22 protein-coding genes are annotated in these 18602 nt (G+C 71.1%); 17 read left to right on the top strand and 5 right to left on the bottom strand.

What is annotated here, in order from left to right; all coding sequences use genetic code 11:
• Positions 1–41: 41 nt before the first annotated feature.
• A complete protein-coding gene (locus ABGA98_RS28670) occupies positions 42–203 on the bottom strand; it encodes a hypothetical protein (RefSeq protein ID WP_347621509.1) in 162 nt (53 codons plus the stop codon).
• 176 nt (positions 204–379) lie between these two features.
• The gene (locus tag ABGA98_RS28665; RefSeq protein WP_347621508.1) at positions 380–1009 is read right to left on the bottom strand and encodes a TIGR03085 family metal-binding protein; all 630 of its coding nucleotides are present in this window, start codon (positions 1007–1009) and stop codon (positions 380–382) included.
• Positions 1010–1078: 69 nt separating this feature from the next.
• Here ABGA98_RS28665 and ABGA98_RS28660 point away from each other — a divergent pair, with 69 nt between their 5' ends.
• Together ABGA98_RS28660 and ABGA98_RS28655 are read left to right on the top strand one after the other, a co-directional pair.
• The gene (locus ABGA98_RS28660; RefSeq protein WP_347621507.1) at positions 1079–2911 is read left to right on the top strand and encodes an ABC transporter ATP-binding protein; all 1833 of its coding nucleotides are present in this window, start codon (positions 1079–1081) and stop codon (positions 2909–2911) included.
• Positions 2908–4689 (top strand): ABC transporter ATP-binding protein, encoded by a 1782-nt coding sequence (locus ABGA98_RS28655; RefSeq protein ID WP_347621506.1) that lies wholly within the window; start codon positions 2908–2910, stop codon positions 4687–4689. The genes ABGA98_RS28660 and ABGA98_RS28655 overlap by 4 nt, the downstream gene beginning before the upstream one ends.
• Before the next feature lie 72 nt (positions 4690–4761).
• Here the strand turns inward: ABGA98_RS28655 and ABGA98_RS28650 are convergent, their stop codons facing one another.
• Positions 4762–5139, bottom strand: a complete 378-nt coding sequence (locus tag ABGA98_RS28650) for an ATP-binding protein (RefSeq protein ID WP_347621505.1) — start codon at positions 5137–5139, stop codon at positions 4762–4764.
• Between the two features lie 4 nt (positions 5140–5143).
• Positions 5144–5269: a hypothetical protein gene (locus ABGA98_RS28645; protein ID WP_347621504.1), complete on the bottom strand. Its 126-nt coding sequence runs from the start codon at positions 5267–5269 to the stop codon at positions 5144–5146.
• A 168-nt stretch (positions 5270–5437) separates the two neighbouring features.
• Between ABGA98_RS28645 and ABGA98_RS28640 the strand changes: the two genes are divergently transcribed.
• The 9 genes from ABGA98_RS28640 to trpA all read left to right on the top strand — a co-directional run bounded on the left by ABGA98_RS28640 (position 5438) and on the right by trpA (position 11864).
• Complete coding sequence (locus ABGA98_RS28640; protein ID WP_347621503.1) at positions 5438–5758, top strand: STAS domain-containing protein; 321 nt, start codon at positions 5438–5440, stop codon at positions 5756–5758.
• 50 nt (positions 5759–5808) lie between these two features.
• The gene (gene hisI, locus ABGA98_RS28635) at positions 5809–6156 is read left to right on the top strand and encodes a phosphoribosyl-AMP cyclohydrolase (RefSeq protein ID WP_347621502.1); all 348 of its coding nucleotides are present in this window, start codon (positions 5809–5811) and stop codon (positions 6154–6156) included.
• An 8-nt stretch (positions 6157–6164) separates the two neighbouring features.
• Positions 6165–6743 carry a Trp biosynthesis-associated membrane protein gene (locus ABGA98_RS28630; RefSeq protein WP_347621501.1) on the top strand — a complete coding sequence of 193 codons (579 nt, stop codon included), beginning with the start codon at positions 6165–6167 and terminating at the stop codon, positions 6741–6743.
• Between the two features lie 110 nt (positions 6744–6853).
• Complete coding sequence (locus ABGA98_RS28625) at positions 6854–7450, top strand: DUF4190 domain-containing protein (RefSeq protein ID WP_347621500.1); 597 nt, start codon at positions 6854–6856, stop codon at positions 7448–7450.
• 154 nt (positions 7451–7604) lie between these two features.
• A complete protein-coding gene (locus tag ABGA98_RS28620; protein WP_347621499.1) occupies positions 7605–8174 on the top strand; it encodes a CD225/dispanin family protein in 570 nt (189 codons plus the stop codon).
• A gap of 46 nt (positions 8175–8220) precedes the next feature.
• Positions 8221–8652 (top strand): DUF2752 domain-containing protein, encoded by a 432-nt coding sequence (locus ABGA98_RS28615; RefSeq protein WP_347621498.1) that lies wholly within the window; start codon positions 8221–8223, stop codon positions 8650–8652.
• A 118-nt stretch (positions 8653–8770) separates the two neighbouring features.
• The gene (trpC, locus tag ABGA98_RS28610) at positions 8771–9610 is read left to right on the top strand and encodes an indole-3-glycerol phosphate synthase TrpC (protein ID WP_347621497.1); all 840 of its coding nucleotides are present in this window, start codon (positions 8771–8773) and stop codon (positions 9608–9610) included.
• Positions 9611–9648: 38 nt separating this feature from the next.
• Positions 9649–10854, top strand: a complete 1206-nt coding sequence (trpB, locus tag ABGA98_RS28605; protein WP_347621659.1) for a tryptophan synthase subunit beta — start codon at positions 9649–9651, stop codon at positions 10852–10854.
• 215 nt (positions 10855–11069) lie between these two features.
• Positions 11070–11864, top strand: coding sequence for a tryptophan synthase subunit alpha (gene trpA, locus ABGA98_RS28600; protein ID WP_347621496.1), 795 nt, complete (start codon positions 11070–11072; stop codon positions 11862–11864).
• 251 nt (positions 11865–12115) lie between these two features.
• On the opposite strand, the gene ABGA98_RS28595 is transcribed toward trpA, so the two are convergent.
• Positions 12116–12697, bottom strand: a complete 582-nt coding sequence (locus ABGA98_RS28595; protein ID WP_347621495.1) for a TetR/AcrR family transcriptional regulator — start codon at positions 12695–12697, stop codon at positions 12116–12118.
• 216 nt (positions 12698–12913) lie between these two features.
• Between ABGA98_RS28595 and ABGA98_RS28590 the strand changes: the two genes are divergently transcribed.
• The 6 genes from ABGA98_RS28590 (at position 12914) to ABGA98_RS28565 (ending at position 18560) form a co-directional block, all read left to right on the top strand.
• On the top strand, positions 12914–13387 hold the full coding sequence (locus ABGA98_RS28590) for a MauE/DoxX family redox-associated membrane protein (RefSeq protein WP_132600894.1): 474 nt from the start codon (positions 12914–12916) through the stop codon (positions 13385–13387).
• A complete protein-coding gene (locus ABGA98_RS28585; RefSeq protein WP_347621494.1) occupies positions 13384–14148 on the top strand; it encodes a thioredoxin domain-containing protein in 765 nt (254 codons plus the stop codon). Before ABGA98_RS28590 ends, ABGA98_RS28585 begins: the two co-directional genes overlap by 4 nt.
• A gap of 26 nt (positions 14149–14174) precedes the next feature.
• The gene (lgt, locus tag ABGA98_RS28580; RefSeq protein WP_347621493.1) at positions 14175–15380 is read left to right on the top strand and encodes a prolipoprotein diacylglyceryl transferase; all 1206 of its coding nucleotides are present in this window, start codon (positions 14175–14177) and stop codon (positions 15378–15380) included.
• Complete coding sequence (locus ABGA98_RS28575) at positions 15377–16081, top strand: VIT1/CCC1 transporter family protein (protein WP_347621492.1); 705 nt, start codon at positions 15377–15379, stop codon at positions 16079–16081. The genes lgt and ABGA98_RS28575 overlap by 4 nt, the downstream gene beginning before the upstream one ends.
• Positions 16082–17265: 1184 nt before the next feature.
• Positions 17266–17973 carry a hypothetical protein gene (locus tag ABGA98_RS28570; RefSeq protein WP_347621491.1) on the top strand — a complete coding sequence of 236 codons (708 nt, stop codon included), beginning with the start codon at positions 17266–17268 and terminating at the stop codon, positions 17971–17973.
• On the top strand, positions 17973–18560 hold the full coding sequence (locus ABGA98_RS28565; protein ID WP_347621490.1) for a hypothetical protein: 588 nt from the start codon (positions 17973–17975) through the stop codon (positions 18558–18560). Before ABGA98_RS28570 ends, ABGA98_RS28565 begins: the two co-directional genes overlap by 1 nt.
• Positions 18561–18602 lie beyond the last annotated feature (42 nt).

The following is an 18602-nucleotide window of genomic DNA, read 5'->3' as shown; positions in this document are numbered from 1 at the left end:
CGGCAGTGCTTGGAAGCACCTGACGCAGACAGGACCGTAGGTCAGGTCAGAACACTTGAGAAGAACGTGGCCAACTGATTGGCTCCTTGAAGAATCCCGTCGAACACACCGTTGACCGCGGCGGCGGCTTCGGCCGGCCGGGTGAACAGGTAGAAGACCACGAACGCGACGGCGACGTAGGTGATCACCTTCTTGACCTGCATGGGGGGCCTCCTGCAGTCCATTCCCAGCCGTATATACCCGGATCTGGGCGATCACTGGCATCTTCTATGAAGATGTTCATGATCCTAACCGGGGGGCTTCTTTCCTCTGCCATGGTAAGGGCTTGAGACGAGGTGCGAGCGCCTGTGGCGCCGAGAATTGCGCCATCGGCGCGCGGCTACATGCCGAGCGGGGCCTCGCGCAGGCGCTCGGCGTTCTCGGGCGTGCCGGTGAGCTCCACCTTCGCGTGCGCCTGCCGTCCGAAGCAGAACATCAGCAACTCGCCGGCCCTGCCGGTGACCTCGACCTTGGGGCCTCCGCGCGGGCCGGCCAGCAGCACTCCGCCGCCCAGCCGGTGCAGCACCACGCCCACCGGCGCTCTGCGCAACATCAGCCTGGCGCCGGACGACAGCCGCTTCCAGAAGACCTCCTCCAGCTCGGCGGGCAGCTCGCGCGGCTCCCACGACGGCTGCGCGCGGCGGACGTCCTCGTGGTGCACGAAGAGCTCGATCGTGTTGACGGCCTGGTCGAGGGCCTTCAGGAGCCGGAACACGCCGCCGGGCTCGCGCACCTTGGCGACCAGTTCGGGATAGGGATGCCTGGCCTTGAGCGCGTTCTGGACCGAGGCGGTGTAGCCGGCGAGCGGCCTGAGCGCGATGCCGCCCATCGCGTCGGGCCTGCGCTCGCGCAGCACGAGGTGCGCGGCCAGGTCGTAGGTGCTCCAGCCCGCGCACAACGTCGGGGCGTCGGGGCCGAGCCGGTCGAGCAGGTCGCAGAGCGCGGTGCGTTCGCCACGAGCGTGAGTCACACGGGCAACCCTACCCGCGGGAATAACGAGATGATCAGGGGTGATAGTGACATACGTAGAAATGCCGCGATGAGAGGACCCAACCGAGTGGCGAGCAAGGTCACCTCGGCCGTGATGCGCCAAGGACTGCGGGTCCTTGGGGTGGCCATTCGCACAGAGAAGGTGGTGTTCACGCTGGCGGTGCTGGCCAGCGCCGTCTACGGGGGCATGACCGTCGCCTCCGCGTGGGCCCTCGGGTGGGCGACCCAGAACGTCGTGCTGCCGGCCTTCGGGGAGGGCCGCGCCGTCGCGGGCGCGTTGTGGACGGGAACGTTCCTGATCTTCGGCACGGCGCTGCTCAAGGCGCTGGGCGTGGCGGGCCGGCGGATCCTGGCCGGCATCCTGCAGTACCGCATGCAGGCCAGGTCGCGCAGGGACGTGACCAAGCAGTACCTACGGCTGCCGCTGTCGTGGCACCACCGGCACCCCACAGGGCAGCTGCTGTCGAACGCCAGCGCCGACGCCGAAGCCGCCTGGGCGCCACTGGCGCCGCTGCCGATGGCCGTGGGCGTGATCGTCATGCTGGTCACGGCGGCGGTCGCGATGGTGTTCACGGATCTTGTGCTGGCGCTGGTCGGCTTCCTGATATTTCCGGCGATCGCCGTACTCAACCTGGTCTATCAGCGCAAGCTCAGCCCGCTCGCCACCCGCGCCCAGCAACTGCGCGCCGAGGTCAGCGAGATCGCGCACGAGAGCTTCGACGGCGCGCTCGTCGTCAAGACCCTCGGCAGGGAGGACCTGGAGACCGAGCGGTTCCAGCGGCGCGCCCACGAGCTGCGCGACGCCAACATCGCGGTCGGGCGGGTGCGCGGGCTGTTCGACCCGATGCTGGAGGCCCTGCCCACGATCGGCGTGCTCGCGGTGCTGGGCGTCGGCTCGGCCCGGCTGTCCGGCGGCCTGATCGACTCCGGTGACCTGGTGCAGGTCGCCTACCTGTTCACGCTGCTGGCCTTCCCGATCAGGGCGCTCGGCTGGGTGCTGGCCGAGCTGCCGCGCAGCGTCGTCGGCTGGCAGCGGGTGCAGGCCGTGCTGGACGCGAGCGGCTCCATGGAGTACGGGCAGGCCGCCGCGAGCTCGACCGCGCCCGCCGCGCTCGAGGTCCGCGACGTCTCCTACTCCTACGGCGAGGCCGAGGTGCTGCACGAGGTGACCTTCGACGTGCCCGCCGGCCGTACCGTCGCGCTGGTCGGCCCCACGGGGTCGGGCAAGTCCACGCTCGTGCAGCTGCTCGTCCGGCTCGTCGACCCCGACAAGGGGCAGGTGCTGCTCGACGGCGTGGACGTCCGGGAGCTCGCCCACGGCGGCATCGCCGCATCGGTCGCCCTGGTGCCGCAGCAGACGTTCCTGTTCGACGACACCGTGCGCGGCAACATCACGCTCGGCCTCGACGCCGGCGACGAGGACGTGCGGGCGGCCCTGCGGCTGGCGCAGGCCGACGGGTTCGTCGGCCGGCTGGCCGACGGGCTCGACACGCGCGTCGGCGAGCGCGGCACCTCGCTGTCCGGCGGCCAGCGCCAGCGCCTCGCGCTGGCCCGCGCGGTGGTGCGCCGGCCGCGCCTGCTCATCCTCGACGACGCCACCTCCAGCGTGGACCCCCAGGTCGAGGCCAAGATCCTTTACGGGCTGCGGGACGCCGCCGAGGCGTCCACCGTCGTGGTCGTCGCCTACCGGATGGCGACCATCGCCCTCGCCGACGAGGTCGTCTACCTCGACCACGGCCGGGTCGTCGACCGCGGCCCGCACGACGAGCTGATCACCCGCTGCGCCGGCTACCGCAACCTGGTGACCGCCTACGAGCGTGAGGAGGCCGAGCGCGCCGCCATCGACGTGCCGGCCGGAGAAGAAGAGGAAGTCAGCGCATGACGGCCGAGGTCATCCGAGGCAACACCGAACGTTCGGCGCTGGCCACCATCCGGCATGGGCTCTCGCTCACGCCGGAGTTCCGCAAGGGGCTGGTGGTCACGCTGCTGCTGGCGGTCGTCGCGACCATCGGCAAGATCATCGTACCGATCGCCGTCCAGCAGACGATCGACACAGGACTCAAGACCGGCGCCCCGGACACCGCGTACATCACCCGGGCCATCCTGGTCTGCGCGGGCGCGGTGCTGCTCACGGCCGCCGCCGGCTACGTCATGAACGTCCGCCTCTACAAGGCGACGGAGTCGTCCCTGGCCACCCTGCGCGTGCGCGGATTCCGGCACGTGCACGACCTGTCCGTGCTCACCCAGAACACCGAGCGCCGCGGCTCCCTGGTCTCGCGCGTCACCAACGACATCGACCAGATCAGCACGTTCATGCAGTGGGGCGGGCTGATGATCATCGTGGCGTTCGGCCAGCTGTTCGTGGCCACGGTGCTGATGTTCGTCTACTCCTGGCAGCTCACCCTGCTCGTCTGGTTGTGCTTCATCCCCCTGATGATCGCCCTGCCGCGCTTCCAGAGGCTGCTGTCGCGGGCGTACACGACCGTACGCGAGCGCACCGGCGACATGCTGGCCGCGGTCAGCGAGTCCGTCGTCGGCGCCGCCGTCATCAGGGCCTACGCCTCGGAGCGCCGTACGGCCGAGCGCATCGACCAGGCGGTCGACGCCAACAGGCGCGCCCAGACCAGGGCGCAGACCATCGTCGGCTTCGTCTTCCCGCTCACCGAGATCGTGGCGGCCGTCGCCATCGCCGGCATCGTGCTGCTGGGCGTGCGGCTCGGGATGTCGGGCGAGATCACGCAGGGCGAGCTGGTGGCGTTCCTGTTCCTGATCACCCTGTTCGTCTCGCCGCTCCAGACGGCCACCGAGGTGCTGAACGAGGCCCAGAACGCCGTCGCGGGCTGGCGGCGCGTCCTCGGGGTCATCGACACCCCGCCGGACGTGGCCGACCCCGGCGAGCAGGGCGTGGAGCTGCCCCGCGGCCCCATCTCGGTCGCCTTCGAGGACGTGCACTTCTCCTACCCGGGGGGCGCGCCCGTACTGCGCGAGGTCACCCTCGAGATCCCGCCGCGCTCGCGTGTCGCGGTCGTGGGGGAGACGGGGTCGGGCAAGACCACGTTCGCCAAGCTCCTGACGCGTCTCATGGACCCGGGCGCGGGCCGCGTCACCGTGGACGGCCACGACCTGCGTCACATCCGCTTCTCCTCGTTGCGCGAGCGCATCGTCATGGTCCCCCAGGACGGCTTCCTGTTCGACGGGACGCTGGAGGAGAACATCCGCTACGGCAAGCCGTCCGCCACCACCGACGAGATCCGGCTCGCGATGACCGAGCTGGGCCTGACCGACTGGCTCGAGGGCCTGCCCGCGGGCCTGGACACGGCCGTCGGCCAGCGCGGCGAGTCACTGTCGGCGGGCGAACGCCAGCTCGTCGCCCTGGCCCGCGCCTACCTCGCCGACCCCGACCTGCTCCTGCTCGACGAGGCCACCTCGGCGGTCGACCCGGCCACCGAGGTACGGCTGGCGCGGGCGCTGGAGGGCGTCACCCGCGGCCGCACCGCCATCTCGATCGCGCACCGCCTGTCCACGGCCGAGAACGCCGACGAGGTGCTGGTCTTCGACGGGGGCCGGCTGGTGCAGCGCGGTCACCACACGGAGCTGGCGGGCCGGCCGGGCGTGTACGCCGACCTGCACGCCTCGTGGATCTCCGCCGCCCACTCGTGACCGGCCGCCGCGCGGGCTCGTGCCACCGGGCTCCCACCCGGCCGTCCGCCGGCCCGCGGGAGGCGCTCCTGGTCACGGTGCGGCCGAGGCGAACGTCACGGTCGTGCCACGCGGCCCCGACACGATCACGAGGTGCTCGCACACCATGCGCGTCAGCCACAGGCCCCGCCCCTGGAACTCGTACCCCATGGGCGGCCCTGTGTCGCCCATCCACCCGGGTGGCAGCCCGGGGCCGTCGTCGGCGACCTCGCACCACAGGCGCCCGTCCCGCGTCCACAGCCGTAACCGCCCGTGGCCTCCGCCGTGCACCACCGCGTTGGTGGCGACCTCGTTGACCGCCAGCACGAAGTCCTCGAGCCGCCCGGCTGCCAGTCCCTCGCCGGCGGCGAGCTCGGTCACGGTCCTGCGCAGCCCTGTGATGTGCCCCCGCGCGAAGCTGACACGGAGCACCTGCCTACCCATCGCGCACCGGCAGGACGACGGCGGACCTGCCCGCCCCGATCAGCCCGTGCTCGCGCGCCCCGGCCGGCCCGGGGAAGACCCGCCGGTATCGGGGAGCGGAGCCTACGACGTGCACCACGACGACCCTCCCACGGCAGGCTCGGGAAACCGAAATTACTCCGCTCCACGCCATCACGTACCGCATTCTCGGTAAAACCCACCGTGACGCGTCGCAGTCAGGTGTACCTTTTCGGCGGGGCCGCCCACGGGAGGGGTCATGAGGAGCATGGGCGCGGATGTGCTGGAGATGACGCGACGCCGACACGGAGATCTCGTGGTGGTGAGCCTGGCGGGGGAGGTCGACCTCGACAACGTCTCCGAGGTCAGGAAATGTCTCGACGAAGCCGTGGCGGAGCACGTCCCCCGGCTGGTCGTCGATCTGACCGGCCTGAGCTTCATCGACACGACGGGGCTGGGCGTCCTGGTGCGCGCGCTCGCCACGCTGCGCGACAGGGACGGCACGATGGCTCTGGTGGCACCCCCCGGGCAGGTGCTCCGGCGGCTGCGCAGGACCAACCTGGCGCCGCTCTTCCCCATTTACGACACCCTTCCCCAGGCCCTGGCCTGAGGCTCGCGCCGGTGGCGGGGGCGGCGGCACGACCTGGTTGAATGGGCTGCATGTCCCTCGACGCCAAGATCGCCGCACGGTTGAAGCGCAATCCCGACGGCCTGGTCCCCGCGATCGCCCAGCAGTACGACACCGGCGAGGTGCTCATGCTGGCCTGGATGAACGACGAGGCGCTGCATCGGACGCTCACCACCGGCAGGGCCACCTACTGGTCCCGCAGCAGGGCGGAGCTCTGGGTCAAGGGCGCCACCTCCGGTCACGTCCAGCAGGTCAGGTCCGTGGCGCTCGACTGCGACGGCGACACCATCCTGGTCAAGGTCGACCAGGTCGACGGGGCGTGCCACACGGGTGATCGCACCTGCTTCGACGCCTACCCGCTAGAGCTCGCGCCGAGCTAGGAGAGCGGATGGAGCCCGAGGCGCGGACATCCAGGCGCGGGGAGTTGTGGGGCTGGGTGGTCATGACGGCCCTGGGCTGCGTGCTCGTGTCGTGGGGCGCGGGCCAGGCATGGGTGACGGTCCTGGGAGACGGCGCCGCGGCGCGGGCCCCGAGCGGCGGCGAGCTGAGCCCCGTCCTGACCCCCGTGGCGCTGGCCGGGCTGGCCGGCGTGGTGGCGGTGCTGGCCACCAAGGGCGCGGGCCGCCGGGCCGTCGGCCTGCTGCTCGCCCTGTGCGGGGCCGGCGCAGCGGCGGCGACGTGGGCGGCGCTGTCGGGCGGCACCGTGACCGCGCGCCTGCGCGAGGACAACGTGCTGTCCGGGGCCGCCGGGCTGTCCTGGGAGATCGCGCCGCTCTGGCCCGCCGTGACGGTCGTCGGAGCGGTCCTGGTGATGGCCGGCGGCGTGCTGGCGGTCGTGCGCGGCGGCCGGTGGGCGGGCATGTCCGCCCGCTACGACCGGACGGCGGGCGCGCCCTCGGCGCGCGCCGACGACAGGGCGCTGTGGGACGCGCTCGACCGCGGAGACGACCCCACCGACGGCCGCTGAGCCGGTGACGGTTACGAAACCTCCACTGTTCTGAACCCGTGTGCGCCCGGCAAACGTTTCCTCAATAAGCTGCCGTTGCAACTCGCCACGGACGTTGAGGGAGCCGGCTCATGAGCTACGGGGATCAGGGCGGTAGCGGAGGTTATGGCGCACAGCCTCCCGGGGGAGGCTACGGCCAGCAGCCGCCGAGCGGCGGTGGTTACGGTCAGCAACCTCCGGGCGGGGGTGGCTACGGCCAGCAGCCGCCGAGCGGCGGCGGTTACGGCCAGCAACCTCCGGGTGGCGGTGGTTACGGCCAGCAGCCTCCCAGCTACGGGGACCAGCCCTACGGCTACGGCCAGCAGCCGCCGAGCTACGGCGGCGGTTACGCCCAGCAACCCCCGAGCTACGGCGGCTACCCCCAGCAGGGCTACGGCTACCAGCAGCCCAGGTCCACCAACGGGATGGCGGTGGCCTCGCTCGTCCTCGGCATCATCGGCCTGGTCTTCTGCGGCCTCACCAGCATCCCCGGCGTCATCCTCGGGCATGTCGCGCTCAGCCGGATCAAGCGCACCGGAGAGGAAGGCTCGGGCATGGCCATCGGCGGCCTCGTCACGTCGTACATCACGGTGGTGATCTGGCTCCTGTGCTGGCTGATCTTCGGCGGTATGCTCCTTTCCTTCATCGGGCTCGCCAGCACCGCCAGCAGCACGGTGGAGTACCAGTAGGTCGGCCGCGGCGCGTGTAGCCGGACCGTGACGGCGTGCTTGCGGTCCGATTACGAATTTTCCGCAAAATCCGTGTTGATCCACGTAGAAGATGGTTTCTCGCTAGGCTGCCGCGCGAACTGGACTCGAGATGACGACATGAGGGGTCACTAGCATGAGTTACGGAAACCAGGGCGACGGTGGCTACGGCGCCCAGCCACCCGGCGGTGGCTATGGCCAGCAGCCTCCCAGCGGTGGCGGCGGTTACGGCCAGCAGCCGCCGAGCGGCGGTGGCTATGGCGGTGGCTACGGCCAGCAGCCCCCGAGCGGTGGCGGTGGCTACGGCCAGCAGCCGCCGAGCGGCGGTGGTTACGGCGGTGGCTACGGCCAGCAGCCGCCCAGCGGCGGTGGTTACGGCGACGGCGGTTACGGCCAGCCCCCCGGCGGTGGCTACGGCGGCGGTGGCAACCCGCCCGACAACCAGCTCGTCCCGGCCATCCTCACCACCCTGTTCTGCTGCCTGCCGCTCGGCATCGTGGCGCTCGTCAAGTCGTCGCAGGTCAACTCGAAGTGGCAGGTCGGCGACTACCAGGGTGCGATGCAGGCCGCGGAAGAGGCCAAGACGTGGTGGAAGCGCAGCCTGATCTTCGGTGCCATCGGCATCGTCATCGGCATCATCGCGTACATCGTGATCTTCTTCATCCTGGCCGCGAGCGTGTCCACGTACTCGTACTCGACGTACTGAGCCGGTGTGACGGCGGGAAGTGCGCTGGAAGGCGGATACTGAAAGCATGAGCATCGCAACAGCCGGGCGGCGTGACACGGGTCGCGCCAGGCGCCTGCTCGCGCCGCTCGGCGTTGCGGCGGGCGTGGGCGCCGCGTTCGCCTTCGTCGGCGTGGTCGACCCCAATGAGCCCGGGCACTATCCGACGTGCCCGTTCCTGTGGCTCACCGGCCTCTACTGCCCCGGCTGCGGCACCATGCGCACCATGCACGCCCTCGCGCATCTCGACCCGGTCGCCGCGCTGGGGCTCAACCCGCTCGCCGTGGCCATGATCCCGTTCCTGCTGTTCTGGTGGGGGCGATGGGTGCTGCGCGCCTGGCAGGGCCGGCCCAGACGCACGACACTGGCGCATCCGGCGTGGCTGTGGGCCTTCATCGGGGTCGTCATGGTCTACTGGGTCGTCCGTAATCTGCCTGTCGGCGCGTTCCTCGCCCCCTAGGCAGGGCCGGTGGTGAGGTGCCCCCGCTGGGGCCGATACCATCGCAGGACAAGGCGGAGAGCGTACGCGAGGCGAACTCTCCGCCACCCCCACTGTCGACCGGAGGGACCCCAAGCGCGTGAGTGAGCGGACGGAAGGGCCGAGCGTCCTCGACGGCATCCTCGACGGGGTGCGCGCCGACCTCGCCGCACGCCAGCAGGCGGTGTCCATGGACGAGCTCAAGCAACGAGCCGAGCGGGCCCGGCCGGCCCGGGACGCGATGGCCGCGCTCGGGGGCGACAGGATCTCGGTGATCGCCGAGGTCAAGCGGTCCAGCCCGTCCAAGGGCGCGCTCGCCGCGATCGCCGACCCGGCGGCGCTGGCCGCCGACTACGAATCGGGCGGCGCCCACGTCATCAGCGTGCTGACCGAGCGCCGCAAGTTCGGGGGCAGCCTCGACGACCTGGCCGCGGTCCGCACCAGGGTCGACATCCCGATCCTGCGCAAGGACTTCATCCTCACCTCCTACCAGCTGTGGGAGGCCAGGGCCTACGGCGCCGACCTGGCGCTGCTGATGGTCGTCTGCCTGGAGCAGGAGGCGCTGGTGTCGCTGATCGAGCGGGCCGAGTCGATCGGGCTCACCCCGCTGGTCGAGGTGCACACCGAGGACGAGCTCGAGCGAGCGGTCGCCGCGGGGGCCCGGGTCATCGGGGTCAACGCCCGCAATCTGAAGACACTTGAGGTCGATCGCGACGTGTTCGCGAAGCTGGCGCCGAAGATCCCCGATAATGTGATCAAAATCGCCGAGTCGGGTGTGCGTGGCCCGCATGACCTGCTCGCTTACGCTAGAGGTGGCGCCGACGCCGTCCTGGTGGGCGAGAGCCTGGTCACCGGCAAGGACCCGCGCAAGGCCGTGGAGGCGCTGGTGACGGCCGGCGCCCATCCGTCGACGCGCCCCGACCACTCAGCAGAGGGATAGCAGTGGCACACGAAGGTTCCATCCTGACCGCCGCCGACCTGGCGGGCAACGGCGCGCACGGCGACGATCCCGACGTGCACGGCAAGTTCGGCATCTTCGGCGGCCGATATGTGCCGGAGGCCCTCATCCCGGCGCTCGACGAGGTGGCCGCGGTCTACGAGAAGGCCAAGAACGACGCGCAGTTCCTGCGCGAGTTCGACCACCTGCTGCGCACCTACGCCGGCCGGCCGACCACGTTGACCGACGTGCCGCGCTTCAGCGAGCAGGCCGGTGGCGCCCGGGTCGTGCTCAAGCGGGAGGACCTCACCCACACCGGCGCCCACAAGATCAACAACGTGCTGGGCCAGGCGCTGCTGACCAAGCGGCTCGGCAAGAAGCGGGTGATCGCCGAGACCGGCGCCGGCCAGCACGGCGTGGCCACGGCGACCGCAGCGGCGCTGCTCGGCCTGGAGTGCGTCATCTACATGGGCGCCGTCGACTGCGAGCGCCAGGCACTCAACGTCGCCAGGATGAAGCTGCTCGGCGCGACCGTGGTGCCGGTGACCAACGGCTCGCAGACGCTGAAAGACGCCATCAACGAGGCGTTCCGCGACTGGGTGACCAACGTCGACACCACCCACTACCTCTTCGGCACGGTCGCGGGCCCGCATCCGTTCCCCGAGATCGTGCGCGACTTCGCCCGCATCATCGGCGTGGAGGCCCGCCGCCAGATCCTCGAGCTGACCGGCAGGCTGCCCGACGCGGTGTGCGCCGCGGTCGGCGGCGGCAGCAACGCGATCGGCGCCTTCCACGCGTTCATCGGCGACGAGGGCGTGCAACTGCACGGCTACGAAGCCGCCGGACGCGGCCTGGAGAGCGGCGAGCACGCGCTCACCCTCACCGCGGGCTCGGTCGGCGTGCTGCACGGCGCGCGCACCTACGTCCTGCAGGACGACGAAGGCCAGACCATCGAGTCCCACTCGATCTCCGCCGGGCTCGACTATCCGGGCGTCGGCCCCGAGCACGCCTGGCTGAGAGACTCCGGCCGCGCCACCTACCACGGCGTCACCGACGATCAGGCGATGGCCGCGTTCTCCCTGCTGGCCAGGACCGAGGGCATCATCCCCGCCATCGAGTCCTCCCACGCCCTGGCGGGCGCGCTGGAGCTCGGCCGCGAGCTCGGCCCGGAGGCCACCATCCTGGTCAACCTCTCCGGCCGCGGCGACAAGGACATGGGCACGGCGATGAAATACTTCAACCTCTGAGACCCTCCGAGGCCTCAAGACCTCCGAGCCCCCGGAGACCTTCGAGACCGCTGAGAGGCCGGGGCCGCCGGGACCACGCGGACCGCTGACGGCCTGCGCCGGGCGCTCACCGCGCGGTCTCCCGCGACACCCCGGGCCTTCATCGGCGCGGAGGATTCTGGGCGGGGCGCGCGGCAGGGCATCATGGTGAGACTCGACCTTCGAAACGGACAGACATGACGACTCTTCAGACGGTTTTCGCCAAGGCGAAGGCGGACAACCGGGCCGCGCTCGTCGGCTACCTGCCGGCCGGCTTCCCGTCCAAGGACGGCGCCATCGCCGCCGCCGCGACCCTGGTGGAGGCCGGCTGCGACGTCATCGAGATCGGGCTCCCCTACTCCGACCCGCTCATGGACGGGCCCACCATCCAGGACGCCGTGCACCGGTCCCTGGTCAACGGCACGCGCATCGCCGACGTGATGCGCACGGTCGAGGGGGTCGCCGCGACCGGCGCCGCCACGCTCGTCATGACCTACTGGAACCCCATCGACAAATACGGCGCCGAGCGCTTCGCCCGCGACCTGGCCAACGCCGGCGGCGTGGGCACGATCACGCCCGACCTGACGCCCGAGGAGTCGGAGCCGTGGCGGGCCGCCTCGGCGGGCGCCGGCATCGACACCGTGTTCCTGGTGGCGCCCAGCTCGACGGAGCAGCGCATCAAGGCCGTCGTCGACTGCTGCACAGGTTTCGTCTACGCGGCCTCGCTCATGGGCGTCACGGGCGCCAGAGAGAGCGTCAACGTCGCCGCAGAGGGCCTCGTGCAGCGCACCCGGGCCCACACCGACCTGCCGGTGTGCGTGGGCCTGGGGGTCGGCACCGGTGATCAGGCGGCCGAGGTGGCGGCCTACGCCGACGGCGTCATCGTGGGGTCGGCGTTCATCCGCCGCATCCTCGACGCCCCCGACGAGGCCGCGGGCCGGGAGTCGATCGCCGTCCTCGCGAAAGACATGGCCAAGGGCGTGCGCCGCTGACGCCGGGCGCGTTCCGGGCGTGGCGGAGGCCGGCGTAGAGCTTGGAACAACGGGTGCGGACGCCGCTGGGCACCAGACAGAGGTTGAGGGCGACCTGCATCAGCACCAGCCGGCCGGCACACTGCACGGCGCCGAGGCCGGGGACGACGTCGATCGGCAGGGTGTGGGCGATGACCACCCGCACGCCGGTGTCGACGATCAGGCCGAGCCCACGTCCACCGCCAGGGTGAGCAGCCCTCTGGTCCTGGCGCTCACGGCCGCACAGCCCTGGCGAACAGCCCGGCCAGCTCGTCGGCATATTCCGCCAGATCGGCGTCCGGGTCGGCCTCCAGCAGGAACGGCAGCCCGTCGAGCGCCCGCTGGATCGCCATCGCCGTCACGCGGGTGTTGAACGCGCCGAACTCGCCGCTCTCCTGGCCCCAGACGAGGACACGTTCGACGTGGGCCAGCACCGACAGGTCGGTGGCCGCGTCCTGCGCCGCAGAACCGCCTTCCGGCCTGAAGTTGAGGAAGATCTCCGTGGCGGCGCGCATCTCGGCGCGGTGGCCGGCGATGTACTCCACCAGGGAGCGGATGTAGGTCTCGAGCGCGGCGCCCGGCGTGGTCGCGGCGCTCACCCGCGCGGTCATGAACGCCGCCAGCTCGCTGTAGATCGTGCCGATCGCCTTGCCGATCAGCTCGTCCTTGCTGTCGAAGTGGTAGGAGATCAGCCGGGTGCTGCTGAGCCCGGCCCGCTCGGCGATCCTGGAGAAGGACGCCTGCCGGTAGCCGAGCTCGGCGATCGTGGCGATGGTCGCGGCGACGATCTGTGCGCGCCGCGCGGAGCTCGTCACCGAATCCTCCCGCTTTACTTGTATGAGTAATTTTTAACTCATCCAAGTAAAACACGCAACTCGGAGAGCCTGAACCAGGAAGGGGCTTAGCCGACGCTTATCGTGAACATGATCGGATGGGAACCCGGTACTGTGCCCATCTCGGCACAGAGAAAGAGGAGATGACCCGTGGCCGCGTCACAACCGTCACATCGAGCTACGTCGGCGATACCCTGGGTGACGGTCGTCGCCCGGCTGGTCCTGGGCGGAGTGCTGATCGCGGCGGGCGCGCTCAAGATCGGCAACCCGACGGACTCCGTGGTGGCGGTCAAGGCTTACCAGCTGCTGCCCGAGTCGATCGCCGTCCCGGTGGGCTACGCCCTGCCGATGCTGGAGATCGTGGTCGGCGTGCTGCTGGTCGTCGGTCTGCTGACCAGGGTGGCCGCGGTGGTCGCGGGGCTGCTCATGTTCGCGTTCGTCTTCGGCATCGCCTGGGCCTGGGCGAACGGGCTGCGGATCGACTGCGGCTGCTTCGGCGGCGGCGGCCAGTTGGGAAAGGGGCAGGAGCCCACCTACCTGCTCGACATCCTGCGTGACTTCGGCCTCGTGCTTCTCGGCGCCTGGATCACGCGTTTCCCGCCGGGCCGTTTCGCTCTCGACGGAGCACTCGGTCTGGGAGGCGATACTCGTGATGTGGAGGACGAAGGATGAGCAAGGGGCAGCGGACGAAGACCATGTCGAAGTCAGCGCGTGACAAGATCAAGGAACAGCAGGCCGCCGCTCGCGCCCAGGAGCGACGCAGGAAGATCGTGACCTACGTGACGGCCGGAGTGGTCGCGGTGGCCGCGGTCGGAGCCGGCTGGTGGTATGCGGCCAGCACCTCCCAGTCGGAGGAGGCCTCCGGCGCGCTCGCACCCATCACGGTGCAGCCCGACGGCGCCGCCGTGATGGCCAAGCAGGGCGTCACCTCGCCCGTGGTCGACATCTATGAGGACTTCCAGTGCCCCGCCTGCAAGGAGCTCGAGCGGGTCAGCGGGCAGACGTTCAAGAACCTCGCCGCCGAGGGCCTGGCCAAGGTGGTCTACCACCCCATCACGATCTTCTCGCAGGAGCCGACCAAGTCCAATTCCGTACGCGCAGGCAGCGCCTCCCGCTGCGTGGCCGACGGCAAGCAGTGGATGGCCTTCCACGACCTGCTCTTCGAGAACCAGCCGCCGGAGACCGAGCCGGGCTTCACCCCCGAGCAACTCGTGCAGTGGGGCAAGGACGCCGGGGTCACGTCGCCGGGGTTCGAGCAGTGCGTCACCTCGGGCAAGCACGCCCAGGCGCAGCTGTCGTACAGCAAGAAGGTCAGCGATGAACAGAAGCTCGACCACACGCCGACCGTGAAACTGAACGGCATAGAAATAGACAACGGGGTACTCTTCAGCCCACAAGAGTTGCGCGAAGAGATTACGAAGGCGGCCAAGTAGCCGCGCTTCCGCTACCCTCACGTGACATGCCCCTTGCCTCGATTCCCAGCCCTTCCCAAGGGGTCTGGTATCTCGGAATCATCCCGATCCGGGCTTATGCGCTCTGCATTGTGCTCGGCGTCATCGTCGCCGTCTGGCTGAGCGAGCGGCGTTGGCGCGCTCGTGGGGGCCAGCAGGGGACGATCATCGACATCGCGGTTCCCGCGGTCATCTTCGGTCTGATCGGCGGCCGCCTCTACCACGTCATCACCGACTGGCAGACCTATTTCGGCAGCCGCGCGATCAAGGAGCCCATCCAGGCGCTGTTCATCTGGGAGGGCGGTCTCGGCATCTGGGGCGCGGTCGCGCTCGGCGGCGTCGGCGTCTGGTGGTCCGTGCGCAAGCGCGGCATCTCCATGGGCGCCATCGCCGACACGGTCGCGCCCGGCATCGCCTTCGCCCAGGGCATCGGCCGCTGGGGCAACTGGTTCAACCAGGAGCTGTACGGCTCGCCGACCACGCTGCCGTGGGGCCTGGAGATCGACGCCGACCACGGGGGAGAGCCCGGGGTCCTCTACCACCCGACGTTCCTGTACGAGTCGATCTGGGACATCGCGCTCGGCTTCGCGCTGCTGTTCGCCGGGCGGCGGTTCATGCTGCACCACGGCCGGCTGTTCGCCCTCTACGTCGCCGGCTACACGCTCGGCAGGTTCTGGATCGAAGGGCTGCGCATCGACCCGGTCGGCGGGGTCGATCACGCGGTGACCTTCCTCGGGCTCCGGATCAACCAGTGGACGTCGGTCGTGCTCTTCGTGGGCGCGCTGGTCTACTTCTGGGCGACGAGGAGGAAGGACGGCGAAGAGATCGTCGTGCCCCTGTCCGACCTTCCTGACCCGGCGCACGTGTCCGGCCAGGCCGACCCCGGTTCGCCCGACGCCCCGTCCTCGGCGCCGTCGGGCGACGCTTCTGAGCCGCCGGCGGAGGGGTCCGGCGGCGGCACCTCCGGCGAGCCCGGTGCGGAAACGGCGACGCCCTCCGACGAAACCTCCCCGGCGGGGGACGACGCGCCCAGGGCCGACGCGGCCCGGAGCGACGCGGCGGGGGACGACGCGGCCCGGAGCGACGCGGCCGGGGCTGACGCGGCCGACGGCGGCGACGCCGATCGCGGGCCGAAGGGTGATGACCCGGCGCCCGGCGAGCCGGCGGAGATCCCTGACGGTGAGGCCGCGACGAAGGGGAAGAACGCGCGATGAGCGGTCGCGCGGAGGCGCACCACCAGCACCGCGACGTCACCGGAGGCTGGTTGCGGCCATCGGTGTTCGGGGCGATGGACGGTCTGGTGTCGAACTTCGCGCTGATCGCGGGTGTCGCGGGCGGCACCGCCGACACCAAGGTCATCTCGCTCGCCGGCGTCGCCGGGCTCGCCGCGGGCGCGCTGTCCATGGCGGGCGGCGAATACGTCTCGGTGGCGAGCCAGCGCGAGCTGGCCCAGGCCGAGATCGCCGTCGAACGCCGCGAGCTCGCCCGTCACCCCGACGACGAGCGCGCCGAGCTGGCGCAGACGTTCGTCGAGAGGGGCGTGTCCCCTGAGCTGGCGGCCGAGGTCGCCCGGCAGATCTCGCAGAACCCCGAGCAGGCGCTGGAGGTTCACACCCGTAACGAGCTCGGCGTGGCCCCCGGCGACCTGCCGTCACCGTCGCTGGCCGCGGTGTCGTCGTTCCTGTCGTTCAGCCTGGGGGCGGTGCTGCCGCTGCTGCCGTACCTCGTCGGGGTGCAGAGCCTGACGGTGTCGGCGGTGATCTCCTGCGTGGCCCTGTTCGCGGCCGGCGCTCTCGCCTCGACGGTGACTGCCCGTAACTGGTGGTATTCCGGGCTGCGGCAGCTCGTGGTGGGCGGGGTGGCCGCCGCGGTCACGTTCGCGCTGGGCAACCTGATCGGGGCGGAGGTGCTGTGATGGCCCGCAGAAGAGCCGCGCCCGGTTCCGGCAATCCCTCACGAAGCCCTCACGACGGTGTCCGCCCCGCAGCCGACCCCCAGGGCGGCGGCCCGCGCGCCGCGGGTGGGCGTAGTGGTGAGTGGCCTGCGGCGGAGGGCCGTGGTGATGGCCGGCCTGTGGCGGGGGCGCAGGGCCCGGGGTCGTCTCCGGCGGCGGAGGGCGCGCACGCCGACGGCGCGGACCGGTCGGCGGGCTCCCGTGGCGGCCGGAGGGCGCGGGTACGTGGCAGCAGGCAGCAGGTGCCCCCCGACGCCGATGGCACGAACTCCCGTGGCCGGTCAGCGGACGGTGATGACCGGCCCGCGGGCCAATCCAGCGGCGGTTGGCCCGCGGCGGCGAGCGGGGAGGGCGACGGCGGCCGGTCGGCCCGTACGCGTGGAGGACGCAGGTCGGCCCGCCGGGCCGCTGCCGACCCACCATCCGGCGATCCGGGCACCGGTCACTTCGGACCTGGCCCCAACACCGGGCCGTTCGGCGCGGAGCCGGCGGGCGGGAGCTTCCACGGTGGCACCGGGCAACCCGGACCAGGAGGCGGCGGGGCCGGCTGGTTCCGCGAAGACGGCCGCGCTCCCGGCCGGCCCGGCGGCGAGGATGTTGGTCGAACCGGGGGCCGTAGGGATGGTGGGCGGTTCGGCGGTCCTGAAGAAGGTGGCTGGTCGGAGGGCCGTAGGGGTGCGGGGCGGTCCGGCGGTGCTGAGGGTGCTGGTCGAACCGAGGGCCGTAGGAGTGCCGGGCGGTCCGGCGGTGTTGAGGATGGTGGTCGGTCGGAGGGCCGGCGGGGTGCCGGGCGGCATGGAGGTGGCGGGGCCGGATGGTCCGAGGACGGGGGCGGTGCCGGGCAGTCCGAGGGTCAGGGCGGTGCGGTCTGGCCGGAAGGCGGGGGCGGCACCGGGCAGCGCGAGGCCGGGGCGTCGGAGGGCGGCAGGCGGGCAAGCGGCCGTGCCGAGCGGTCCGGGGGCAGGGTCAAGCTCCGGGGCGGCGCCGGGTGGCCGCTGCAGGAGGACGGCGGCACGGGCGAGGCCGCGGCCGTCGGGCGTGGGGCGGGCACGCCCTCGCGCAAGCGGCGGCGCACGCCTCCGTCCGACTGGCAGTTCCCGCTGCTCACCGCCTGGGGCCTGCGTCCTGATCAGCAGCGGTTGCTCGTGATCATCGCCGTGGTCGTGGGCGTGCTGGCCGGTGGCACGGGGCTGGTGTTCGCCGTGGGCTCCATCGGCGAGTACACGCCTCAGCGGCGCACGAGTGCCGCCGTGGTCGCGCCCGGCTCGACGTTGCCGCGGATCTTCCACGGCTGGAGCTCGCCCAGACTGTTCGCCCCGCTGACCGACAGGACCAAGGACAAGCGCGCGCTGACGAAGAAGGAGATGTTCGGCCACAAGCAGCTCTCCGTCACCAAGAAGCTCAAGCTCAAGCTGGTCGCCAAGCAACTCGACGCCGACTGTTCGGCGGCTCTGTGGGGTGAGACCGTGGTGGAACAGGTCTCCGACGCCGGATGCAGCCAGGCCGCCCGTGGCCTGTACGCCAGTTCCGACGGCCGCTATGTCGGCCAGTACACGCTGCTCAACCTGAAGGACGGCAAGTCGGCCGCCGCCCTGGTGGAGTCGTTGAAGACCGACTACCGGGGCGGGTGGACGATCCCCCTGCCCTCCTCCAAGGCGTCCTTCCCCGCGGGAGGCTATTCCGAGGCGGGTGGCTACGCGCTGGGGCATTATGTCGGCCTTGTCTGGCTCGGCCGAACCGACGGCGCCGAACCGACCGCCAAGGACGACTTCGTCTCCCTGACCTTGGCGTTGCGCGGGGCGGAGAAGCCCGTCTACCGCAGGGTCGTCTCGCTCACGGGGCCGTCGGCCTGATGTCACGCCGTCTCGTCGTCTCCGTTGTGATCGCCGCGTTGGTCGCCGTCGCCGCGGGCGGCTGGTGGTGGTTGCGCCGCGACGAACCCCGCCCGTCGGCCTTCCACGCCGAGCCCACTTCCGCCTTCTACGCGGCCATCGACGACCGCAAGAACGACGCCGCCCCGCTCACCCTGCAGGAGGTCTTCACCTCCGCGGCCAAAACCCTGGGGGCCATGCGGCTGGAGAGCACCCAGCAGTTCACCGACTGCGACGAGGTCCTGTGGGGCGCCTCGGCCTCGGGCTGCACGCAGGCGCTCCAGGGCGTCTACAAGGGCAACCTGACCACGGGCCAGTTCGTCATCTTCAACATGGGTGACGGGCGAGCCGCCGACGCGCTGGTGTCGGCTCTGGGCACGGACGGGTTCGTACGCCAGGGCATCGCCTTCGAGGCCGCCGGCAGTCGCGCGCAGGTGCGTGCCATGGGCCACTACGTAACGGTGAGCTGGGTCGGCGGTTCCGCGCCCGCGCAGCAACTCCTTGCGGCGCTGGTGGCACTCGACGGCTTGGGCCGTGTCGTCCAGGACCGCGTCGTCGCCACCACCTGACCTCGAAACGGTGCCGGACCTGGTCAGCTGCTGGATCTCGGG

Origin of the sequence: Nonomuraea sp. B1E8 (assembly GCF_039871515.1) — a bacterium.
In the GTDB taxonomy this organism is placed as follows: domain Bacteria; phylum Actinomycetota; class Actinomycetes; order Streptosporangiales; family Streptosporangiaceae; genus Nonomuraea.
This window is presented reverse-complemented; position numbering and strand designations above follow the sequence as displayed.

Coding starts and splice junctions, on each gene's coding strand:
- ABGA98_RS28670 (WP_347621509.1), bottom strand. CDS start 203: ATGCAGGTCAAGAAGGTGATCACCTACGTCGCCGTCGCGTTCGTGGTC.
- ABGA98_RS28655 (WP_347621506.1), top strand. CDS start 2,908: ATGACGGCCGAGGTCATCCGAGGCAACACCGAACGTTCGGCGCTGGCC.
- ABGA98_RS28615 (WP_347621498.1), top strand. CDS start 8,221: ATGAGCATCGCAACAGCCGGGCGGCGTGACACGGGTCGCGCCAGGCGC.
- ABGA98_RS28575 (WP_347621492.1), top strand. CDS start 15,377: ATGAGCGGTCGCGCGGAGGCGCACCACCAGCACCGCGACGTCACCGGA.
- hisI (WP_347621502.1), top strand. CDS start 5,809: ATGTCCCTCGACGCCAAGATCGCCGCACGGTTGAAGCGCAATCCCGAC.
- trpA (WP_347621496.1), top strand. CDS start 11,070: ATGACGACTCTTCAGACGGTTTTCGCCAAGGCGAAGGCGGACAACCGG.
- ABGA98_RS28660 (WP_347621507.1), top strand. CDS start 1,079: ATGAGAGGACCCAACCGAGTGGCGAGCAAGGTCACCTCGGCCGTGATG.
- ABGA98_RS28625 (WP_347621500.1), top strand. CDS start 6,854: ATGAGCTACGGGGATCAGGGCGGTAGCGGAGGTTATGGCGCACAGCCT.
- ABGA98_RS28620 (WP_347621499.1), top strand. CDS start 7,605: ATGAGTTACGGAAACCAGGGCGACGGTGGCTACGGCGCCCAGCCACCC.
- ABGA98_RS28585 (WP_347621494.1), top strand. CDS start 13,384: ATGAGCAAGGGGCAGCGGACGAAGACCATGTCGAAGTCAGCGCGTGAC.
- lgt (WP_347621493.1), top strand. CDS start 14,175: ATGCCCCTTGCCTCGATTCCCAGCCCTTCCCAAGGGGTCTGGTATCTC.
- ABGA98_RS28565 (WP_347621490.1), top strand. CDS start 17,973: ATGTCACGCCGTCTCGTCGTCTCCGTTGTGATCGCCGCGTTGGTCGCC.
- ABGA98_RS28640 (WP_347621503.1), top strand. CDS start 5,438: ATGACGCGACGCCGACACGGAGATCTCGTGGTGGTGAGCCTGGCGGGG.
- ABGA98_RS28630 (WP_347621501.1), top strand. CDS start 6,165: ATGGAGCCCGAGGCGCGGACATCCAGGCGCGGGGAGTTGTGGGGCTGG.